Annotated in this window: 17 protein-coding genes and 1 pseudogene; 13 read left to right on the top strand and 5 right to left on the bottom strand. The window is 51.9% G+C overall.

Features of this window, described 5'->3' with window-relative positions; genetic code table 11:
- The first annotated feature begins 115 nt into the window (after nucleotides 1-115).
- From ABIE61_RS17460 to ABIE61_RS17440, 5 genes are all read left to right on the top strand, one after another.
- Entirely contained in the window at nucleotides 116-1,114 is a 999-nt protein-coding gene (locus tag ABIE61_RS17460) for a hypothetical protein (RefSeq protein ID WP_354411860.1), read from the top strand.
- A gap of 42 nt (nucleotides 1,115-1,156) precedes the next feature.
- Entirely contained in the window at nucleotides 1,157-1,624 is a 468-nt protein-coding gene (locus ABIE61_RS17455; RefSeq protein ID WP_354411858.1) for a GNAT family N-acetyltransferase, read from the top strand.
- The gene (locus tag ABIE61_RS17450; protein WP_354411854.1) at nucleotides 1,621-2,022 is read left to right on the top strand and encodes a GFA family protein; all 402 of its coding nucleotides are present in this window, start codon (nucleotides 1,621-1,623) and stop codon (nucleotides 2,020-2,022) included. The genes ABIE61_RS17455 and ABIE61_RS17450 overlap by 4 nt, the downstream gene beginning before the upstream one ends.
- Before the next feature lie 59 nt (nucleotides 2,023-2,081).
- On the top strand, nucleotides 2,082-2,618 hold the full coding sequence (locus tag ABIE61_RS17445) for a DUF924 family protein (RefSeq protein WP_354411851.1): 537 nt from the start codon (nucleotides 2,082-2,084) through the stop codon (nucleotides 2,616-2,618).
- A gap of 128 nt (nucleotides 2,619-2,746) precedes the next feature.
- Complete coding sequence (locus tag ABIE61_RS17440) at nucleotides 2,747-3,037, top strand: DUF1330 domain-containing protein (RefSeq protein ID WP_354411848.1); 291 nt, start codon at nucleotides 2,747-2,749, stop codon at nucleotides 3,035-3,037.
- Nucleotides 3,038-3,110: 73 nt separating this feature from the next.
- Here the strand turns inward: ABIE61_RS17440 and ABIE61_RS17435 are convergent, their stop codons facing one another.
- The 3 genes from ABIE61_RS17435 to ABIE61_RS17425 form a co-directional block, all read right to left on the bottom strand.
- Nucleotides 3,111-4,004: an AraC family transcriptional regulator gene (locus tag ABIE61_RS17435; protein WP_354411845.1), complete on the bottom strand. Its 894-nt coding sequence runs from the start codon at nucleotides 4,002-4,004 to the stop codon at nucleotides 3,111-3,113.
- Between the two features lie 364 nt (nucleotides 4,005-4,368).
- The gene (locus tag ABIE61_RS17430; RefSeq protein WP_354411843.1) at nucleotides 4,369-5,406 is read right to left on the bottom strand and encodes an alpha/beta fold hydrolase; all 1,038 of its coding nucleotides are present in this window, start codon (nucleotides 5,404-5,406) and stop codon (nucleotides 4,369-4,371) included.
- An 88-nt stretch (nucleotides 5,407-5,494) separates the two neighbouring features.
- Complete coding sequence (locus ABIE61_RS17425; RefSeq protein ID WP_354411841.1) at nucleotides 5,495-7,132, bottom strand: flavin-containing monooxygenase; 1,638 nt, start codon at nucleotides 7,130-7,132, stop codon at nucleotides 5,495-5,497.
- 250 nt (nucleotides 7,133-7,382) lie between these two features.
- On the opposite strand from ABIE61_RS17425, the gene ABIE61_RS17420 reads away from it, so the two are divergent.
- Together ABIE61_RS17420 and ABIE61_RS17415 are read left to right on the top strand one after the other, a co-directional pair.
- Complete coding sequence (locus tag ABIE61_RS17420; protein ID WP_354411838.1) at nucleotides 7,383-7,784, top strand: GFA family protein; 402 nt, start codon at nucleotides 7,383-7,385, stop codon at nucleotides 7,782-7,784.
- Nucleotides 7,785-7,850: 66 nt separating this feature from the next.
- Nucleotides 7,851-8,087, top strand: coding sequence for a helix-hairpin-helix domain-containing protein (locus ABIE61_RS17415; RefSeq protein WP_354411836.1), 237 nt, complete (start codon nucleotides 7,851-7,853; stop codon nucleotides 8,085-8,087).
- A gap of 35 nt (nucleotides 8,088-8,122) precedes the next feature.
- On the opposite strand, the gene ABIE61_RS17410 is transcribed toward ABIE61_RS17415, so the two are convergent.
- The gene (locus tag ABIE61_RS17410) at nucleotides 8,123-8,566 is read right to left on the bottom strand and encodes a MarR family winged helix-turn-helix transcriptional regulator (protein ID WP_354411833.1); all 444 of its coding nucleotides are present in this window, start codon (nucleotides 8,564-8,566) and stop codon (nucleotides 8,123-8,125) included.
- A 97-nt stretch (nucleotides 8,567-8,663) separates the two neighbouring features.
- Here ABIE61_RS17410 and ABIE61_RS17405 point away from each other — a divergent pair, with 97 nt between their 5' ends.
- Nucleotides 8,664-9,098 (top strand): hypothetical protein, encoded by a 435-nt coding sequence (locus ABIE61_RS17405; RefSeq protein WP_354411831.1) that lies wholly within the window; start codon nucleotides 8,664-8,666, stop codon nucleotides 9,096-9,098.
- A gap of 97 nt (nucleotides 9,099-9,195) precedes the next feature.
- Here ABIE61_RS17405 and ABIE61_RS17400 read toward each other — a convergent pair whose 3' ends face one another.
- A complete protein-coding gene (locus ABIE61_RS17400; protein WP_354411828.1) occupies nucleotides 9,196-10,842 on the bottom strand; it encodes a hypothetical protein in 1,647 nt (548 codons plus the stop codon).
- A 176-nt stretch (nucleotides 10,843-11,018) separates the two neighbouring features.
- Between ABIE61_RS17400 and ABIE61_RS17395 the strand changes: the two genes are divergently transcribed.
- The 5 genes and pseudogenes from ABIE61_RS17395 (at nucleotide 11,019) to ABIE61_RS17375 (ending at nucleotide 16,745) form a co-directional block, all read left to right on the top strand.
- On the top strand, nucleotides 11,019-11,540 hold the full coding sequence (locus tag ABIE61_RS17395; protein ID WP_354411826.1) for a GNAT family N-acetyltransferase: 522 nt from the start codon (nucleotides 11,019-11,021) through the stop codon (nucleotides 11,538-11,540).
- 30 nt (nucleotides 11,541-11,570) lie between these two features.
- Nucleotides 11,571-11,912 carry a gamma-glutamylcyclotransferase family protein gene (locus ABIE61_RS17390; RefSeq protein ID WP_354411823.1) on the top strand — a complete coding sequence of 114 codons (342 nt, stop codon included), beginning with the start codon at nucleotides 11,571-11,573 and terminating at the stop codon, nucleotides 11,910-11,912.
- Between the two features lie 394 nt (nucleotides 11,913-12,306).
- Nucleotides 12,307-12,642, top strand: a pseudogene (locus ABIE61_RS17385) (DUF6531 domain-containing protein); the annotation flags it as partial.
- Nucleotides 12,643-12,702: 60 nt separating this feature from the next.
- The gene (locus ABIE61_RS17380; RefSeq protein WP_354411861.1) at nucleotides 12,703-16,248 is read left to right on the top strand and encodes an RHS repeat-associated core domain-containing protein; all 3,546 of its coding nucleotides are present in this window, start codon (nucleotides 12,703-12,705) and stop codon (nucleotides 16,246-16,248) included.
- Nucleotides 16,248-16,745: an Imm42 family immunity protein gene (locus ABIE61_RS17375; protein ID WP_354411820.1), complete on the top strand. Its 498-nt coding sequence runs from the start codon at nucleotides 16,248-16,250 to the stop codon at nucleotides 16,743-16,745. The genes ABIE61_RS17380 and ABIE61_RS17375 overlap by 1 nt, the downstream gene beginning before the upstream one ends.
- Nucleotides 16,746-16,803 lie beyond the last annotated feature (58 nt).

The following is a 16,803-nucleotide window of genomic DNA, read 5'->3' as shown; positions in this document are numbered from 1 at the left end:
ACGAGCGACAATATAACTGAGGAGCCGGATGCGGTAGTTCCGCACGTCCGGATCTGTGTGGGGGCGGTCTGGTAACAGGCCGTTCTACCACGACGATTTTTCGCAGGAACGCTGAATGAAGCATTGGACAGAGCCCAACGGGATATTCCTGATTCAAATTCCAACAGAGTGGCAATACCTCAACCCTGTTGTGGAAGGCGAAGCGGAAAAGTCCCCATACAGCTTTCAGCCGTATGAAAACGCTAAAGGGTGTTTTCAGATTAGCTGTTATCCACTAGAGGAAATAGCACCTAAACTTGCAGATGAGTATCCGAAGGGTGTGCCAGAGCTTAGATGGCGACCTTCCAGGATGGATGATTCAGAGTTCTGTGTTTACATGTTTTATGGGGCTTCAGCAGATCAGGCTTTAATCGGTAAATATATCCATGATGCAAGTCTTGATAACGATGAACAAATAAATGAAGAACTCCGCTTAGTTGATAAAATTTTAAAATCGGTGGTTATTGTCCCTCCTGGAGACCGTAAGCTCGCCTCTGATATGGAAAAGTTTGATCGATTCCAAGGAGCATTGGCTGCATCTTACGACCTTCTGGATAACGCGATAGAATCAGATTCATTTGTGGAAGTGATTGCCGTTTCTGCCAATCAGATTGATGCATTTCTAAGGTTGAGCATCGTCATCGCCATTCAACTTGAGAATCAGACGGACGAGGTTCCAATAAAATATCTTTTTCAAGCAGAAGATGAACGAGGCTTGATGGAGCGAAAAGTATATGATGATGCTCTTAAATATAATGTCATTAAAGACGAGGACCACAAAGAGCTGAATTCGTTGTATAAGTTAAGAAATCGCGTGATACACAGGTATATCATATCTAACATAAAGACCCGCGACTTGCCTGGGATTGTACTCAGATATGTTGAGGCGTGTGAGAAAGTGCGTTTAATACTACGAGATCTTGAGAATAAACAAAAGGATTGTCAGTATGGCGTCTACGGCAAGAAATTCATGAAATTTTCCGAGCCTGATGATGAAGCAATAAAACGGCTCTTTGCTGATGTTAACGATAAGCACCTTATTCGTAAATTCGCGAGGAAGGTCACGAATAATTGAATCTAACAAGTGCTACAGGAGTCAAATTCCAAGGATCGGCTTATGTACCTGCGAGAAGTAATAAACGACGACATCCCCGAGATTTGTAAGCTCCCGAAAACACGAGAGGAGCTTTTTTACTGCTTCCCAAGTGCAGTTTACCCACTGTCGGAAGACACGTTACGTCAGAGCATCGAAACGCGTTCTGACTCGACTGTGGTTGAAATCGAGGGAAGAGTGGTGGCGTTTGCGAATTTTTACCGTTGGAAAGACGGACTGTGTTCAATCGGTAATGTTGTTGTGGCATCTGATGTAAGAGGTGCCGGTGTGGGCCGGGGTCTGATCAACCATATGGTCAAGCTGGGCTTTGAGAAGCATGACGCAAAAGCGGTTTCAGTGTCGTGCTTTAATCAAAACACTGCCGGGTTGCTGTTTTATCCAACGCTCGGTTTTCGGCCTTACGACGTTGAGCAGCGCATCGACTACAATGGCAACCCGGTGGCACTGATCCATCTAAGGAGGCAGTCATGACCGAACATCTCGGTTCCTGCTTGTGTGGCACCGTTCGCTTCAAAGTAGAAGGGGCGTTTGACAGCTTTTACCTGTGCCACTGTCAGCACTGTAAGAAAGATACGGGGTCGGCTCATGCGGCCAATCTGTTTTCACAATCGGCAAAGCTGAGTTGGCAGTCGGGTGCCGATGCCGTGACCTCATTTACGCTGCCGGCTACTCGTCACGGCAGGAGTTTTTGTAAATTCTGTGGCTCGGCATTGCCCAATACTCAGGCGGCCGATGTGCTTATAGTACCGGCGGGATCGTTGGACACTGGTGTGTCCATAGTGCCAACGGCCCATATCTTTTCGTCCAGCAAGGCCAACTGGGAAGAGGCGTCAGAAGAGGCGCCAACGTTCGACGGACTGCCGGATTGAGCGGCCATCTGTACTAAACTGTTACGTGCGATGGCGTTTCGGCAGAGCCGGGGAGCCACATGTTTAAGGATGTTATAGATTTTTGGTTCAATGAGCTTGAGCCAAAACAGTGGTGGCAAAAGGATGGCGACCTGGATTCCATGATCCAGCGCCGTTTTGGCGCGTTTCATGAGCAGGCCAGGGTCGGAGAGCTGTTTGCATGGCGCGAAACGGCTCTTGGCAGTCTCGCCGAGGTTATCGTTCTTGATCAGTTCTCGCGCAATATCTACCGTGACACACCCGACGCATTTGCCTGTGATCCCATGGCGCTTGTGCTGGCACAATGTGCAATCTCAAAGAATCTGGACAGGCAGCTGTCTGCTATTCAGTGTTCTTTTCTGTACATGCCGTTCATGCACAGTGAGTCAAAGCTGATCCACGCAGAAGCTGTCAAATTGTATGAAGCGTTGGGTATTCAAAATAGCCTTGATTTTGAATACAGGCATAAAGCCATTATCGACCGGTTTGGCCGCTATCCCCATCGAAATAAAATTCTGGGTCGTACGTCGACTGAAGACGAAAAAGAGTTTCTTGAACAGCCAAACTCCGGGTTCTGAATGTCCGGCATGACGCATGGATCGAACCGATCATGCAGTCTATGGCTGGGCCGATCTAGCTTGCCATTTCAGAGACATGATGAGTGCTAACAATGCGGAAAACGCATCACCCGAATAAGGATATGAGCATGCCTGCATACGTGATTGGTCACATTACAGTGAAAGATGATGACAAATGGGCCGAATACCGACATCAGGTGCCGGCGACCTTGGCACCCTGGGGCGCGGATTTGATGTTCAGGGGGAAAACGAAGACTGTACTGAGTGGATCTCACGTCCATACTGATGTGGTTGTGATTCGCTTTCCAGACGCTCAAGCGTTAGATGACTGGTACAGCTCGGACGCCTATCAGGCGCTTATTCCGCTGCGCACAGAGGCGGCTGACGTGGATTTGATTAACTATGAGGCAGCTTTGTAACTGCTGCTTCAACGGGGTAGAACCCGATTGACCAGTCTGGTCGATCGAACAGACGGGGTAAACCTCGCAGCGGTCAGCGTTCTGCGCAGCTCCCCTTCAACTGGCCTGGTGTGGTGCCTAGCCTAAGCCGCATCACTCGGGTCAGATGAGCCTGGTCAGAAAAGCCGCACATGTACGCGACCTCCTTTATTGCAAGGCGTCCCTCTGCCAGAAGGGTACGTGCTTTCTGCACGCGTTGTTCGGTGACGAACGCATGAGGTGAGGAGGCAAAGCTCTCCTTGAATTTGCGCGAGAAGGTCCATACCCCAAGTCCGACCTCTTGTGCCAGATCTTCCAACCGTATGCTGCTGTGCAGGTGGGACTCAATGTAATCGCCCAAGCGACGTTTCTGGCACGGCGTCAATCCGCCGACATCGGCGGGGTCTCTGAAGGTTACGCTGGCGTAACGGCGTAATAGGTGTACCGCCATCTGCATGCCCAGCGCTTCGACATACAGTGCACCGCCCACACCGTTGGTGTGCACCTCAGTATTGATAGCGTCCGTGATGGCATTAAGGACGGGGTCCTGTAACTGCAATACGTCGTGTAGACGTACATCCTCCACTGAGCGGTCGAGAACGTCGCAGGCAACTCGAGACATCAGGGCATTGGACAGGTAAACGTGGGCGACCTCAATATCCTGGGTCCAGTGCCAGTGCGAGTTCTGGGCGTTGGTCAACAGGGATATATCGCCCGGTACACAGGTGGTGCGGGTGCCTTTGCTGTCTTCCAGCTGGCGGTACATGGGGGTATGACCGTTGCGGTAGCGTACGATCATGAAGTGATCGAGAGGGGGAATCGGCACCTCCTGTCCCTTGTACAGGTAGGAGCGCTGGGCAACGTCTTTCCAGCCCAGAGAGGCACTGCTGGTTAATAGTTTTCCCGGGACCCACTTGGGAAGTTCGTCTGGAGTAATGACTTTCGGCATAGAACTATCCTCGCCGGGCTGACGAGTGCTCTGCGCAGCTATTCAGGCGGGAAGCGGCTGCCTCACTCTGAAGTTTGCCCCGGTACAAGGGCCTGCTGCCACAGCCGCCTGCAGGTCAGGAGAGGGTTGGCTGCGGTATTGTCACCCTCACTGACCAGCGGCCCGGATGGTTTTTTATTTTAATCGATACCGTTAGTAGGAGATGAGTGTTGCCACCCATCCCAGCCCCACAGTGCCATTGAACGCTGCAGGATGCCATGACACTTTGGGGCTATTTGTTCCGGGTACCCGGAACAGTGTCGCCACGGCTGTTGGGTCTCTATGATTGGATGATTGATCCAAACAAGCGAATCGTATGCCAGTCTCAGACGACCGGTGTAGCCAACAGCTCTCGGATGTTAGCGTCAAATTGTGCCACCATCTGTGCATCGGTGCCGAATAGACCCAGATGACCATCGACACTTTGAAGCGGGCGGAATTCACTGCCGGCGATCAACAGCTGTTCAGTCTGACAGTCGCTGACGGGGAAGAACATGTCATGGCTAATCGGCATCACGTAGGTCTTGGCTTTTATGCGTCCCAGCGCAGCGGGCAGGTCGCCAGCGGTGTGGCGGCTGACATCGCCGCGCTGCCACTTCCACGCCATGCACAGCAGGTTGTTCGGATCCATCGGGGCGAAGTAGCCGGTCATGAAGGTGTCCACAAACTCCGCCATCGAAGCAAAGCCCAGTGCCTGATGGCGTCTGGTGCGGAAGAACTCGGTGCTCCAGCCCATAACAGTCCATAATTGGGCATGGCGCTTCAGACCGGCAGCGACCTGTTCTGGTGAGTGGTATAAGCCCTTGTGAAAACCTGGATCGGTGGTGATGGCATCAATCAAAGTTTCAGTAAACAGAAAATCATGCTCGGTGTTCCTCGCCGTACCGGCCATGGGGGCGGCGCGCTTGACGAATTCCGGGTAGCGTACTGCCCACTCGTAGGTTTGTTGGGCACCCATCGAGCCGCCAACGACCAGGGCAAGGCTGGTCAGGCCGAAATGTTCAGTCAGCAGGCGGTGTTGGGCGCGGACATCGTCACCGATGCGTATCTGGGGAAAGTCGGGACCGTTGCTATTGCTTGGCGAGGTGGAGAGTCCGCCGCCGATCTGATTGACACAGATGATGAAATATTTATCCGGGTCCAGTGCCCGCCCAGCACCGATGTAGACCTGCTCCATGACTTTGCTGGTACCTGAATACCAGGTTGGTACCAGAATCGCGTTGTCTTTAGCGGCGTTGAGTTGGCCATGTAGCGAGACGGCGAGTCTGCAGTCGGGCAATGTACCGCCCTCCTCAAGCTGCAGGTCACCGATACCAATCAGCTCAAACGGACCATGATTCTGTTGCGAATAGTAGTTGTTCACGATACATCTCCTTACATACGGCACGTGTGGCTCGGGGGATGCGCCGACGGGGTACCGCCGGCGATTTCAGCGTAACGGTGAAAACACCTCAGGACATCGAAAAACCGGAGTAGCCCTCGGCCGCAATTGCGTCGCAACGCTTGTGATAATTGCCCACCCCGCCGATGTAGGAGAGCAGGCGGCGCGGTTTGCCATCCACATTGGAGCCCATGTACCAGGAGTCGGTTTTGACTACCAGAGTCTTCGATGCAACCTCGTCGTGGTGTTCGACCCAGGCATCCTCGAACTCTTTGGTCGCTTCAACCGTTTGCTTGCCGTTTTTCAGGGCGTGGTCGATGCAGCCGGTGATCCAGTCCACCTGTTGCTGTAAGCAAGTGGTCATGTTGCACAGTGCGGCGGACGGTGCCAGCGGAGCACCGGTGGTGAACAGGTTCGGGTAACCGTGGACCTGTAGCCCCATGGCTGTACGGATTTCCTGCTGCCACTGCTGTTTCAGCGCGCGGCCATCGCGACCGCGGATATCGATGCGGCTCAGCGCTCCTGAGCCGGCATCGAAGCCAACTGCCAGAACGATGACATCCACCTCATGGATTTTGCCGTCGGCAGTACGGATCCCCTCGGGGACTATCTCTTCGATCGGTGCCGTGCGACAGTCCACAGCCTCTACATTGTCTTGCAGATAGACTTCGAGGTACTTGTTCTCCAATGGTACGCGGTGGGTACCGAAACCGTAATCGGTGGGGATCAGCAAGTCGCAGAGTTTGGGGTCGTTATGCAGCCGCTCCCGCATTTTGGCGCGAACGAATTTGGACACTTCTTCGCTGACTGCTTCGTCGTAAAAAATCTCTGGGAAAGTCGCCAGCCACAGTGACAGTGAGCCCTCCTGCCAATGCTGTTCCAGGATATCGGTGCGTTCTTCTGGCGTAAGGTCGGCCCAGGGTGGTGCTTCAAAGTCGTAGTCGAAACCGGCGAAAGTCTGGCGTACGCGGGATTTCAGTTCATGGAAGCGTTCACCCCATTTGGCCCACTCTTCCTTGGAGTACTTGTAGTTTTTCATCGGCACAATGTACTGCGGTGTGCGCACGAAGACTTTCAATGACTCCACTTGGGGTGCGATGGATTGAATCACTTGGATACCGGTGGCACCGGTACCGATGACTGCCACCCGCTTGCCGGTGAAATCTACACCTTGCTTGGGCCACAGACCGGTGTGGTGTATCTCGCCGTTGAAGCTGGCCTGGCCCGGGAAACGGTCTTTCAGCGGTGCAGAGAGCATACCGCAACAAGCGATGAGAAACTGAGTGTCGATGGTTTCGCCGGCATCTGTGGTGACGGTCCAACGCCCGGTGTCTTCGCTGTAGTGGGCGGATACAATACGGGTGGAGAACTGAATATCCTTTTTCAGGTCGAGGCGATCCGCCACGAAATTGAGCCACTGCTCGGTTTCGGGCTGAGCAGGGAAGCGCTCGCTGGGCTGCCAGGATTTATAAAGCTCCTCGGAAAACCAGTATTGATAGATCTCTGCCTGGGAGTCGAAACGGGCGCCAGGGTAGCGGTTCCAGTACCAGGTGCCGCCGACACCGGTACCCGCTTCATAACCGCGTACATTCAATCCCATTTCACGTAGCTTATGTAGCTGGTACAGGCCTGCGACACCGGCACCGATCACCATAGCGTCGAGTCGGGTGACCAAGGGGGTTTTGCTGTGGGTTACTTGCATAGTCATGGTGTACTCTCTCTTTTATGTTTATAACGAGTCACTGGATGGCCACTGCAGAAGTGGCGATGGCGTCATCCACGTTGGACGGGATAAAGCCGGCATGAGTGGACGATACCCAGAGCACAGCCACAGCTCTTGAACGAACGGGTGGAAGTTTTGAAGAAAAACGGGCGCGTTAAGGTTGAGAGGATGGAGGGCCTGTCGGCTCCTGCAGGGTTGTTTGTATATTTCACTCACAGGTTATAGGGGAGGGGTCATGACAGAATATCTCGGTTCCTGTTTGTGTGGCACAGTGCACTTCAAGGTAGAAGGGGAGTTTGACAGCTTTTACCTGTGTCATTGTCAGCACTGTAAAAAAGATACGGGGTCGGCTCACGCGGCCAATCTGTTTTCACAGTCGGCTAAACTGAGCTGGCTGTCGGGTGCTGATGCCGTGACCTCGTTTACGTTGCCAGGGACTCGTCACAGCAAGAGTTTTTGCAAATTCTGTGGCTCGGCATTGCCCAATACTCAGGCGGCCGGTGTGCTTATCGTGCCGGCAGGATCTTTGGACACTGAAGTGTCCATATTGCCAACGGCGCACATCTTTTCGTCCAGCAAGGCCAACTGGGAGAAGACGTCAGAAGAGGTGCCAACGTTCGAGGGATTGCCAGAATAAACGATTTTTTGCAGCAATGGATACACGCCATAATGGCGTATAAATATTGAATGGAATGGAGTTTATATGGGGTTTTCCAGCCTGGAGAAAGAAGCACTGTTGTCGGTAAAAGGCGTTGGCAACACCGTTGTGCAACGTTTTGAGGAGATCGGTATAGAGTCGCTTTCCGAGTTGGCGACCTATAAGGCAGATGATATAGCGGAAATGGTTGCTTCAATGCTGAGGACAACCTGCTGGAAAAACAGCCCACAAGCGAAGCGAGCCATTGAGGCTGCGATTCAGCGGGCAAAAGAAGGGCTGTAAAGAGGGGGACAAATGGGCCGAATACCGGGGCATGTCTAGTGGTCAATGGCGCGAGCGATACGCTTCAGTACAGACAGTGCAGTTTCCAGCTCGGTTGCGCTGATACCTTCTGAGCATTGGGCGGCCCACCCCGACTGTTTTTCACTCAGTTTCGAGAAAACCGTTTTCCCACGTTCCGAGAGGCTAATCCATTTGGCGCGCTTATGGCCCGGGTTTTCGCTGAACAGTAACAGTGCATCGTCGTGCATGGCATCCACAAGTCGCTGTACCGCTTGTCGCGTCAGCCCCATGCTCCTCGCAATTTGAGGTACGGTTTGCGGTTCGTCCGATAGTGCAAGGGCCCCCAGTATCTTCCAACGGGCGCTTGTAATGCCGAACTCTGCGCCCATTTGATCGCCTTCGCTGACTAGCAGTCCTCCCAGTTTAAACACTTCCAGCACAATATCGGTGAAGATTGGGCCTTTATGAGACTCGTTCATTGGTAATCCCTGTGGAATTGACAACATGTTGACATTAAGAGGTGCTCTTTGCACAATGACAACATGTTACCAATCGTGTTTCTTGGAGGAAACCCTGATGCTCATCGTCCATCGTTTCGCAGCGGCTATTGCCATGGCCTGCATGGCGACGTTTTTCTCGGCAACAGTGTTGGTTGAGCTCTTTGGTTCTGTTGAGTCCATATCAACAGTGAAACGCTTAATTGTATGGCCAGGTCTGTTGATTCTTGTGCCGTCAATTGCATTCACGGGGGCGAGTGGTTTCGTCTTGGCCAAGGGTAGAAACGGCGTGCTTGTTTCTCGGAAAAGAAAGAGAATGCCCTTTATAGGTATGAACGGAATCCTGATACTGATCCCGTGTGCCGTATTACTCAACCTGTGGGCATCTGCAGGTGTTTTGGATACCCGCTTTTATGTGGTACAAACCATTGAGTTGATTGCTGGCGCTGTGAATTTGACATTAATGGGGTTGAACATGAGAGATGGTTTCAGAATACGTGGTCGGTTTCTCTGAATCACAGGTTTCATATCAACTCTTGGGATAACGTCTAATGGCATACTCACGCGTATGCCAAAATTCCTTTAAGCGCAGAGCATCAACTTTATCCTTATTAAAAAACAGGATTTACAGTAATGTTGACTTGGTATTCTTGAGACAGCTCGTTAAATACGGTCGATTGTCCCGGTACTGCCGGGCTTTCACCTGTGTCTGCATTGCCAAGCCCAGACCATACCTGATACCTTAATGTTGCGAATAGATCGAAAGTGCCAAAAGTAAAATCGAAGTCACTGTACTGGCTAGTTGCTGGCACAAAGCAAAATTCGTTGCTTGTGGTTTCAAACGGCAGGTCAGCAGCTTCGATAGCATCACCGTCCTGGTAGAGGGTACCACTTTTTCCGGCGTCGAGTGTCAGCGCTGTTACCTTGAAGACGGGTTGGCTTAAATCCCGATAACTGTTACCAATCAGGTTCAGGGGAATACAAGCGCTATTCTCATCCCCGGTAATGGAAGCTGTCGCGCCTGTGGGTTCATTGTCCCACACGGGTGCGACAGAAAGGGTGAGTGTTTGTGGCGCCGTTACCCCGCCTTCACCGTCTTCCAGAACAACACCTAGTTTTACCTCACCCCAATGGTGAGGATTGAGCTTGAATTCAAGTGCTCCGTTAGCGGTCATTTCAATTTCGCCACTATAAAAGATATCCTCGGCCGTGAGATTGACGACACGGTTGGCGTCAGAACGTGTGCCTTGAATGAAGGTAACTGTGAAGTCAGGTATCTGTTGATCTTCGCCACTGCCCGTGTCGATATTCGTGGCCACGTTGGCAATTGATACCTGGGTGTAGTTGGAACCATTCGGTGGTGTATCAAAGTCGTCACCGGTCTTGTCGGTATTCAAGTCTTGGCCGTTGTCTTCCAGTATCGAGATATTGCTCATGGCCAGGTTGAATGCAGGGGCGTCGTTGACGGGCGCAATGTTCAATACAAAGGTTTGACTGCTGGTGCTGCCAGCGGAGTCAGTAGCCGTAACCGTTACAATTGAGCTGCCGAAAGCGTTATCTGCACCGGTAAATGTCAGGGTCCCGTCGGATGAGATTGCCGGCTGAACCGAAAACAGTGAAGGGGTGTCTGTTGCAACTCCAAAGCTGACGGTTTGTCCTGATTCAGATGCTGGGCCTGGTGAGATATTTGTTACCCATCCGGCTAATACTTGTGGGCCGGCATCCTCGGGTACGGAGACAGAGGAGGGCAGAGTAAATTCTGGTGCGAAGTCACCGCAGCTGAGCAGTTGTACGGACTTGCCGGGGCCCAAGAGAGTACCTGCCGTTGCCGAGCCTTCCCATATCTCGTTAGAGCAGGGTAAAGAATAGTGTTTGATCTCGATAGCGGTGGCACACTCATTGGTCAGTTGTGGTGGTGAATTGCTGTCAAAGCTGAGCGTTTCGCTGCCACCCGCACAGGCTGGACTGGTGCTGCTGACAACCAAATCCGTCACGGAGGCGATCAGCTTTTGCTGGTAAACACCAGCTGTACCGATCATTGTCACGATAGCCAGCATCGTCAGGGTCTTGCAGCCTTTAATTTTGTAGAGCGCCAAAAACAACAGAGCAACGGCTGCGAGACTCAGTATGAGAGGTGAGAAGGTGGGTATAGCTTGGGTATTTAAACCTCCCACCACAACCGAACCACTTTCTGCGGCTAAAGCCGGCATAGATACAGCGGGTAATAAGGTACTAAATGCTGTTCTTATGAAAGGCATAGCTAACATCCATCTTGTGTACTGATTATATCCATTCCATAGGGAGTTAACGTAACAGCTTTACAGGGCGTTTTGTATGGGCAACTCCTGCGTGATCAAGGACCTTCACTTCCGGGACCAATCACGACATTGATAACATTCTGGGCTACATCTTATTGGATAACAAGGAATCACCTGTGCACGTCACTGAAACCAACAGGCTTGAAATCAGAACGTTTGAATCTTCCGATGTTAAGGCCCTCATGCCGATACTTTCTGACCCGGATGTTATGGAGTACTCCAGTAAAGGCCCATTGAGCGAAGCGCAAACAGCTGAGTTTATTGATTGGTGTACCCACTCATACGACGAGCTTGGTTATGGCCAGTGGGCTGTTATCGAGAAGCCGTCCGGCAGGCTGATTGGCTACTGCGGGTTGAGTCGCACGACGGTTGATGGATGTGATGAGGTTGAAATTGGCTACCGGCTTGCCAAAGACCGGTGGGGAATTGGGTTGGCGACCGAGGCGGCCCGTGTGGCTCTCGGCTATGGCTTTGAAGCCTGTAACCTTAAGTCCGTTGTTGCGATCGTCGCGCAGAATCACGCTGCCTCAATACACATACTGGAAAAACTTGGGTTCAGCAATTTCATTGAAACGCGTTATGCTGGATGGGATGTCCGCCTGTATCGTCTGACCAGGCCGGATTGGAAACCAGATTGAACAACTCAATAGCACTATCGGAGTACCAACATGCCATCACTGTTCTCTTACGGCACCCTGCAGCAGCCATCCGTTCAGGTCGCCAACTTTGGACGCGAGTTGAGCGGCCAGCCTGATATCTTGCAGGGCTATATTATCGGTGAGGTCGAGATCACTGATGAGCGGGTGCTGCGAGAGAGCGGCAAGGCATTTCATCCCATTCTGCGCTACACGGGCAATGCGGCGGATGAAGTGCAGGGCACGGTATTCGAGCTGACGGATGCGGAGCTGGCGCAGGCGGATGATTACGAGGTTGACGATTACGTGCGGGTTGCGGCCCAGCTGAAGTCAGGTGCGCAGTGCTGGATTTACGCAGCCGCTGATGAGGCGTGATTCGGGATCGTTTGCATTTATACTCAATCTATGAAAGATTGAATCTCGCCGACAGGCAAAGTGTGCAGGATGCACACTCTATACATTCAAGGAGGAAGCGCCATGATGTTGCGTCGCATATCTGCCAATATTTATAGTTCTGGCTATTGGAACAACGCTCCCGCGACGAAGCGGGTCTCGTTGCCTTATCGAATAGGCCAAATCAGTGCTCTAACCCTGTCCATATGCTTCTCATCAGCGGCCTTCGCTGAAATTGAGTGGACCAATACGTATGCCCCAGGCGCTTGGCCAACGGCAACAGCTGCCTGTGTCAATGGCGAGGTAGAAGCCCGCATTCAGGCACTGCGTACTGCAAACCCATCAATTCAGTACCGTTACAAATCGCTTTCAGTCAATGGGTACCTTTCGGGCCAAGAGGCACGGTAATCCCCCCGAAGGCAGCGTTGATGACTCGGGGTACTGTCAACCCAAAAATGCCGGCGTCCCTGAGTGTCCTTCCAATGGCAGCAACCCCATTAATAGTGCGACCGGTAATAAATATCAGCAAGAGCAGGATTATGTTGGTACAGGTGCGCAGCCGCTGCAATTTATCCGACATTACAATGCACTCAGCCAAGAAAGTGGACCGCTGGGGGACAACTGGCGTCATCATTACCAACGTTCATTGGTGGTAACCGGCCTTGGCAGCGGTTCTCCTTCTCGTGTCAAACTGTATCGAGCAGACGGGAAACGCTATAACTTCAACTTGACGGGTGGAACCTGGCAACCTGATGCAGACCAAAATTACCGGTTGCAACGCCAAACTGACGGCAACGGCAATACCAGTGGGTGGACGCTCACAACCTCTGATGACACCATCGAGCGCTATGCGGCGCAAGGGCGACTGATATCCATCACATCTCGTGCCGGGCAGACGCATCACCTGTCCTATGACACCCAAAATCGCTTGCAGACCGTCACCGATACCGATGGCCGCACGCTTACGCTGGCCTACGATACCCATGGGCGTATTGCATCCGTAACAGATCCGGCTGGCGAGCCCATCACGTTTTCCTACGATGCCAACAACCGCCTGATCAGTACTACCTACGCCGACAACAGCAGCCGCCAGTATCGTTATAACGAGAGCAGCCTGACAGCCGGAGCCAACCTTCCACGAGCCTTAACGGGCATCATTGATGAAAACAACACTCGCTTTGCCGACTTTGAATACGACACACAAGGCCGAGCTGTTCGATCATCACACAGCGGTGGTGCAGGAGAAGTCAGCATCAGCTACGCCGCTAATGGCGAGCGAACTCTGACCGATGCCTTGGGTGCTTCACGCACATTCACCTATAGCAGCATTCTCGATACTCTGAAGAATACGGGTATTTCCCAGGCATGTAATACCTGCGGCGGTGCCGCGCAAACTCGTCAGTATGACGCTCAGGGCAATGTCAGCCAGCGGGTCGATTTCAATAACGTTCCGACCCAGTATACCTACGACTTGAGCCGCAACCTGCCCACAATCCGTACCGAAGCCAGCGGCACAGCGGTTGAGCGTACTATCAGCACTACTTGGCACCCAACGTATCGCCTGCCTGTACAAGTGGATGAGGGAAATCGACGCACAGAGTACAGCTATGACAGCAACGGTCATTTAATCAGCCGTACTCTTACCGATATGGGTCAAACGCCAGCACTATCACGTACCTGGAGCTGGACATATGACAATCAAGGGCGTGTCTTGACCGCGGATGGACCACGCACCGATATCAGCGATATCACCACCTACAGCTATTACGCGTGCACCACCGGGGCCGAGTGCGGCCGGGTGAAAACCATAACCAATGCCCTGAATCACACAACACAGATCAACAGCTACAACGCCCATGGCCAACCCCTGAGCATCACCGATGCCAACGGCCTGGTCACCACGTTTACCTATGATCTGCGCCTGCGTTTGACTGCCTATACCCAAGGGACAGAAACCACAACTCTGACCTATTGGCCAACCGGGCTGCTGCACACCCTGACACAACCCGACGGCAGCACACTGACCTATACCTATGATGCCGCCCAGCGTCTGACGCGATTGGAAGATAGCCAAGGCAACCACATCGAATATACTCTGGATGCACTGGGCAACCAAACACAGACGCGAAGCTACGATCCATCCAGCACGCTGGCCATGCGCCAATCACAAACATTCAACACCCTGAACCGCCTGGTACAGACGTTGGACGCTGCCGGTACGCCTGCCGTTACAACCCACTACACCTATGACAACAACGGCAACCTGACCGAGACACAAGCCCCGCTCAACCGCGGCACTCAGTACGCCTATGACGCCCATAACCGGCTGACTCAGGTGACAGACCCCAATACCGAGGTGACTCAGTACAGCTATAACGCATTGGATCAGTTGATCGCCGTTATCGATCCATTAAACCATGCCACCTACTATCACCATAACGCGTTGGGCGACCTGAGCCTGCTACAAAGCCCCGACACCGGAGATACCACATACACCCACGACAGTGCTGGTAATCTGGCCAGCAGTACCGATGCACATGGCGTTACCGCGACCTACAGTTATGACAGTCTTAACCGGTTAACCCAACTCAGTTACCCAGACCAGACCTATACCTATGTATACGACCAGGGGATTAATGGCACTGGGCGGCTGACTCATATCACAGATCACATCGGCACCCTCGATTGGACTTATACGGCGCAAGGGCAGGTGGCCAATCGTACCCATACCCTGGATGGACACAGTTTTGCTCAGGATTACACCTATAATGCAGCGGGTCAGCGCCTGAGCCTGACGCTGCCTTCAGGTAATAGTCTGCATTACACCTACACCCCATCGGGGCAGATCAGCAGCATTAGCCTCAATGGCATTACGCCTCTATTGAGCGCAATACAATATCGACCTTTTGGCCCAGTTCAGCACTGGAGCTGGGGAAATGGCACTACACACAACCGCGATTACAACACCGACGGCGACCTGACCGGTATCACCAGTGGTGGACAAACCCAGTACCTTTATGATGACGCACGCCGCATTACTCAACAGAACGAGGTCAACCCTCCCGGCATTAGCCGCACCTACAGTTACGATCTGCTCGACCGTTTAACCACCGCCACCGGGACGGGGCTAAACCAGAGCTGGAGTTACGATGCCAACGGCAACCGCCTGACAGAAACAGGCAGTACACCAGCGACATTTACCCAAGCGCTGGACAGCAACCGTTTGACACACATAAACGGCAGCCTTACTCGTACTTACACCTACGACGCAGCCGGCAACATCCTGGGTGATGGCCATACGCTTTATACCTACAATGATGCTGGGCGACTGAGCAGCGCCACCCGCTATGGCCAGACTACCCAGTATGATTACAACGCACTGGGACAGAGAGTAAGAAAAAGCAACATCAACGGTGTACGCTACTTTGTCTATGATGATGCCGGTCAGTTGGCAGGCGAATATGATGCCAACGGCCAGCTCATTCAGGAAACCGTCTGGCTTGGCAATATCCCGGTCGCGACTCTGCGCCCCGCCGGCAGTGGTGTTGCGGTGTATTACATCCATACGGATCACCTCAACACCCCACGACGCATTAGCCGAGCCAGTGACAACCAAATTGTCTGGCGTTGGGATAACGACCCCTTTGGTCGCCACACAGCCAATGAAGACCCAGATGGTGACAGTCAGCTATTCACCTTCTCTCTGCGCTACCCAGGGCAGTACTACGATGAGGAAACCGGGTTACACTACAACTACTTCAGGGATTACGACCCGGTGACGGGGAGATATATCCAGTCTGATCCCATTGGGTTGGCGGGAGGTCTGAATACCTACGGTTATGCTAATCAAAACCCTCTAAATTTTATTGATCCATATGGGCTTTCGGCATGCCCACCTCAAGAACTTACTGAATGCCAGCAAATGTGCTCTGGCAGAGGTTTGGCAGTAAAATCATGTAATGCTATCAATGTTCTTATTGCAGATGTATACACATGCACATGTGATGAGACATGTCCTGCTGATAGTTATGAAAATCCTGGTCATCACGATCCTTCGAATCAAGGGCCAAACCCTTACAACAAAACCAAGAGCACTCTCCCTGAAAATCATGAAGAGCTTTGGAGAAATAGCCAGGCTGGGCCTGATGGAAATAGATGGACAAAAGTTGGATCAGGAAAAAAAGCGGAATATCACCGTTTTCAAAATGATGGGAATGATAATTGGCATTGGAATGGGTCTACAAATGGCACAACGGCTAATGGAACGCCTAGGCCTATCAATATAAATAATGTGCCTAACGAAGTGAGGAAGTGGTAATGCCATGCTTGATTGGGGATAAAGGGATTTTTGCAATCGAATTTGAAATTCGTGATAAGGGAACCAAGCCGATGGGGATTATTCGCATTTGGTTGGATGGGCATTACATCGGAACATTCGACGATGTGAATATACTGACAACGACATTGCATCAATTAGACCGGGTTTCGTATGAAAGCGTATGCTCCGAAACCTTGGATAAATTAGACCCGAAAGATGTATATCAATTAATCAAGTCTGATACTTTAGACGGTGCAGGTAGGCATTTTTTATCGTTAGGTGAATCGTTTGATGATTTTTCTGTTGTTTTATATGGCTGTGATAAGAATTTAGTATTTGTCTGGGAGCTTAATGAAAATCATTTTTTTGATTATCCTGGATACCCAGAGGAAGTTCAGTATGCGTGTGTACCTGTTAATTATTTTGCTAATAAGGTGGAGCTGTTTAAGAAAAAGTTAGTCGGGAATTCAGATAATAAGTGCGACACTCATGGTTGAACGGCGAGAGGTAGCCAACTGCTGACAGTGGTACGCTTCATCTCGCCAAAGGTAGAAG

It is taken from the genome of Marinobacterium sp. MBR-111 (assembly GCF_040547585.1).
Classification (GTDB): domain Bacteria; phylum Pseudomonadota; class Gammaproteobacteria; order Pseudomonadales; family Balneatricaceae; genus Marinobacterium; species Marinobacterium iners.
Note: the sequence above shows the minus strand (reverse complement) of the source record. Positions and strands in the feature narration are given on the sequence as shown.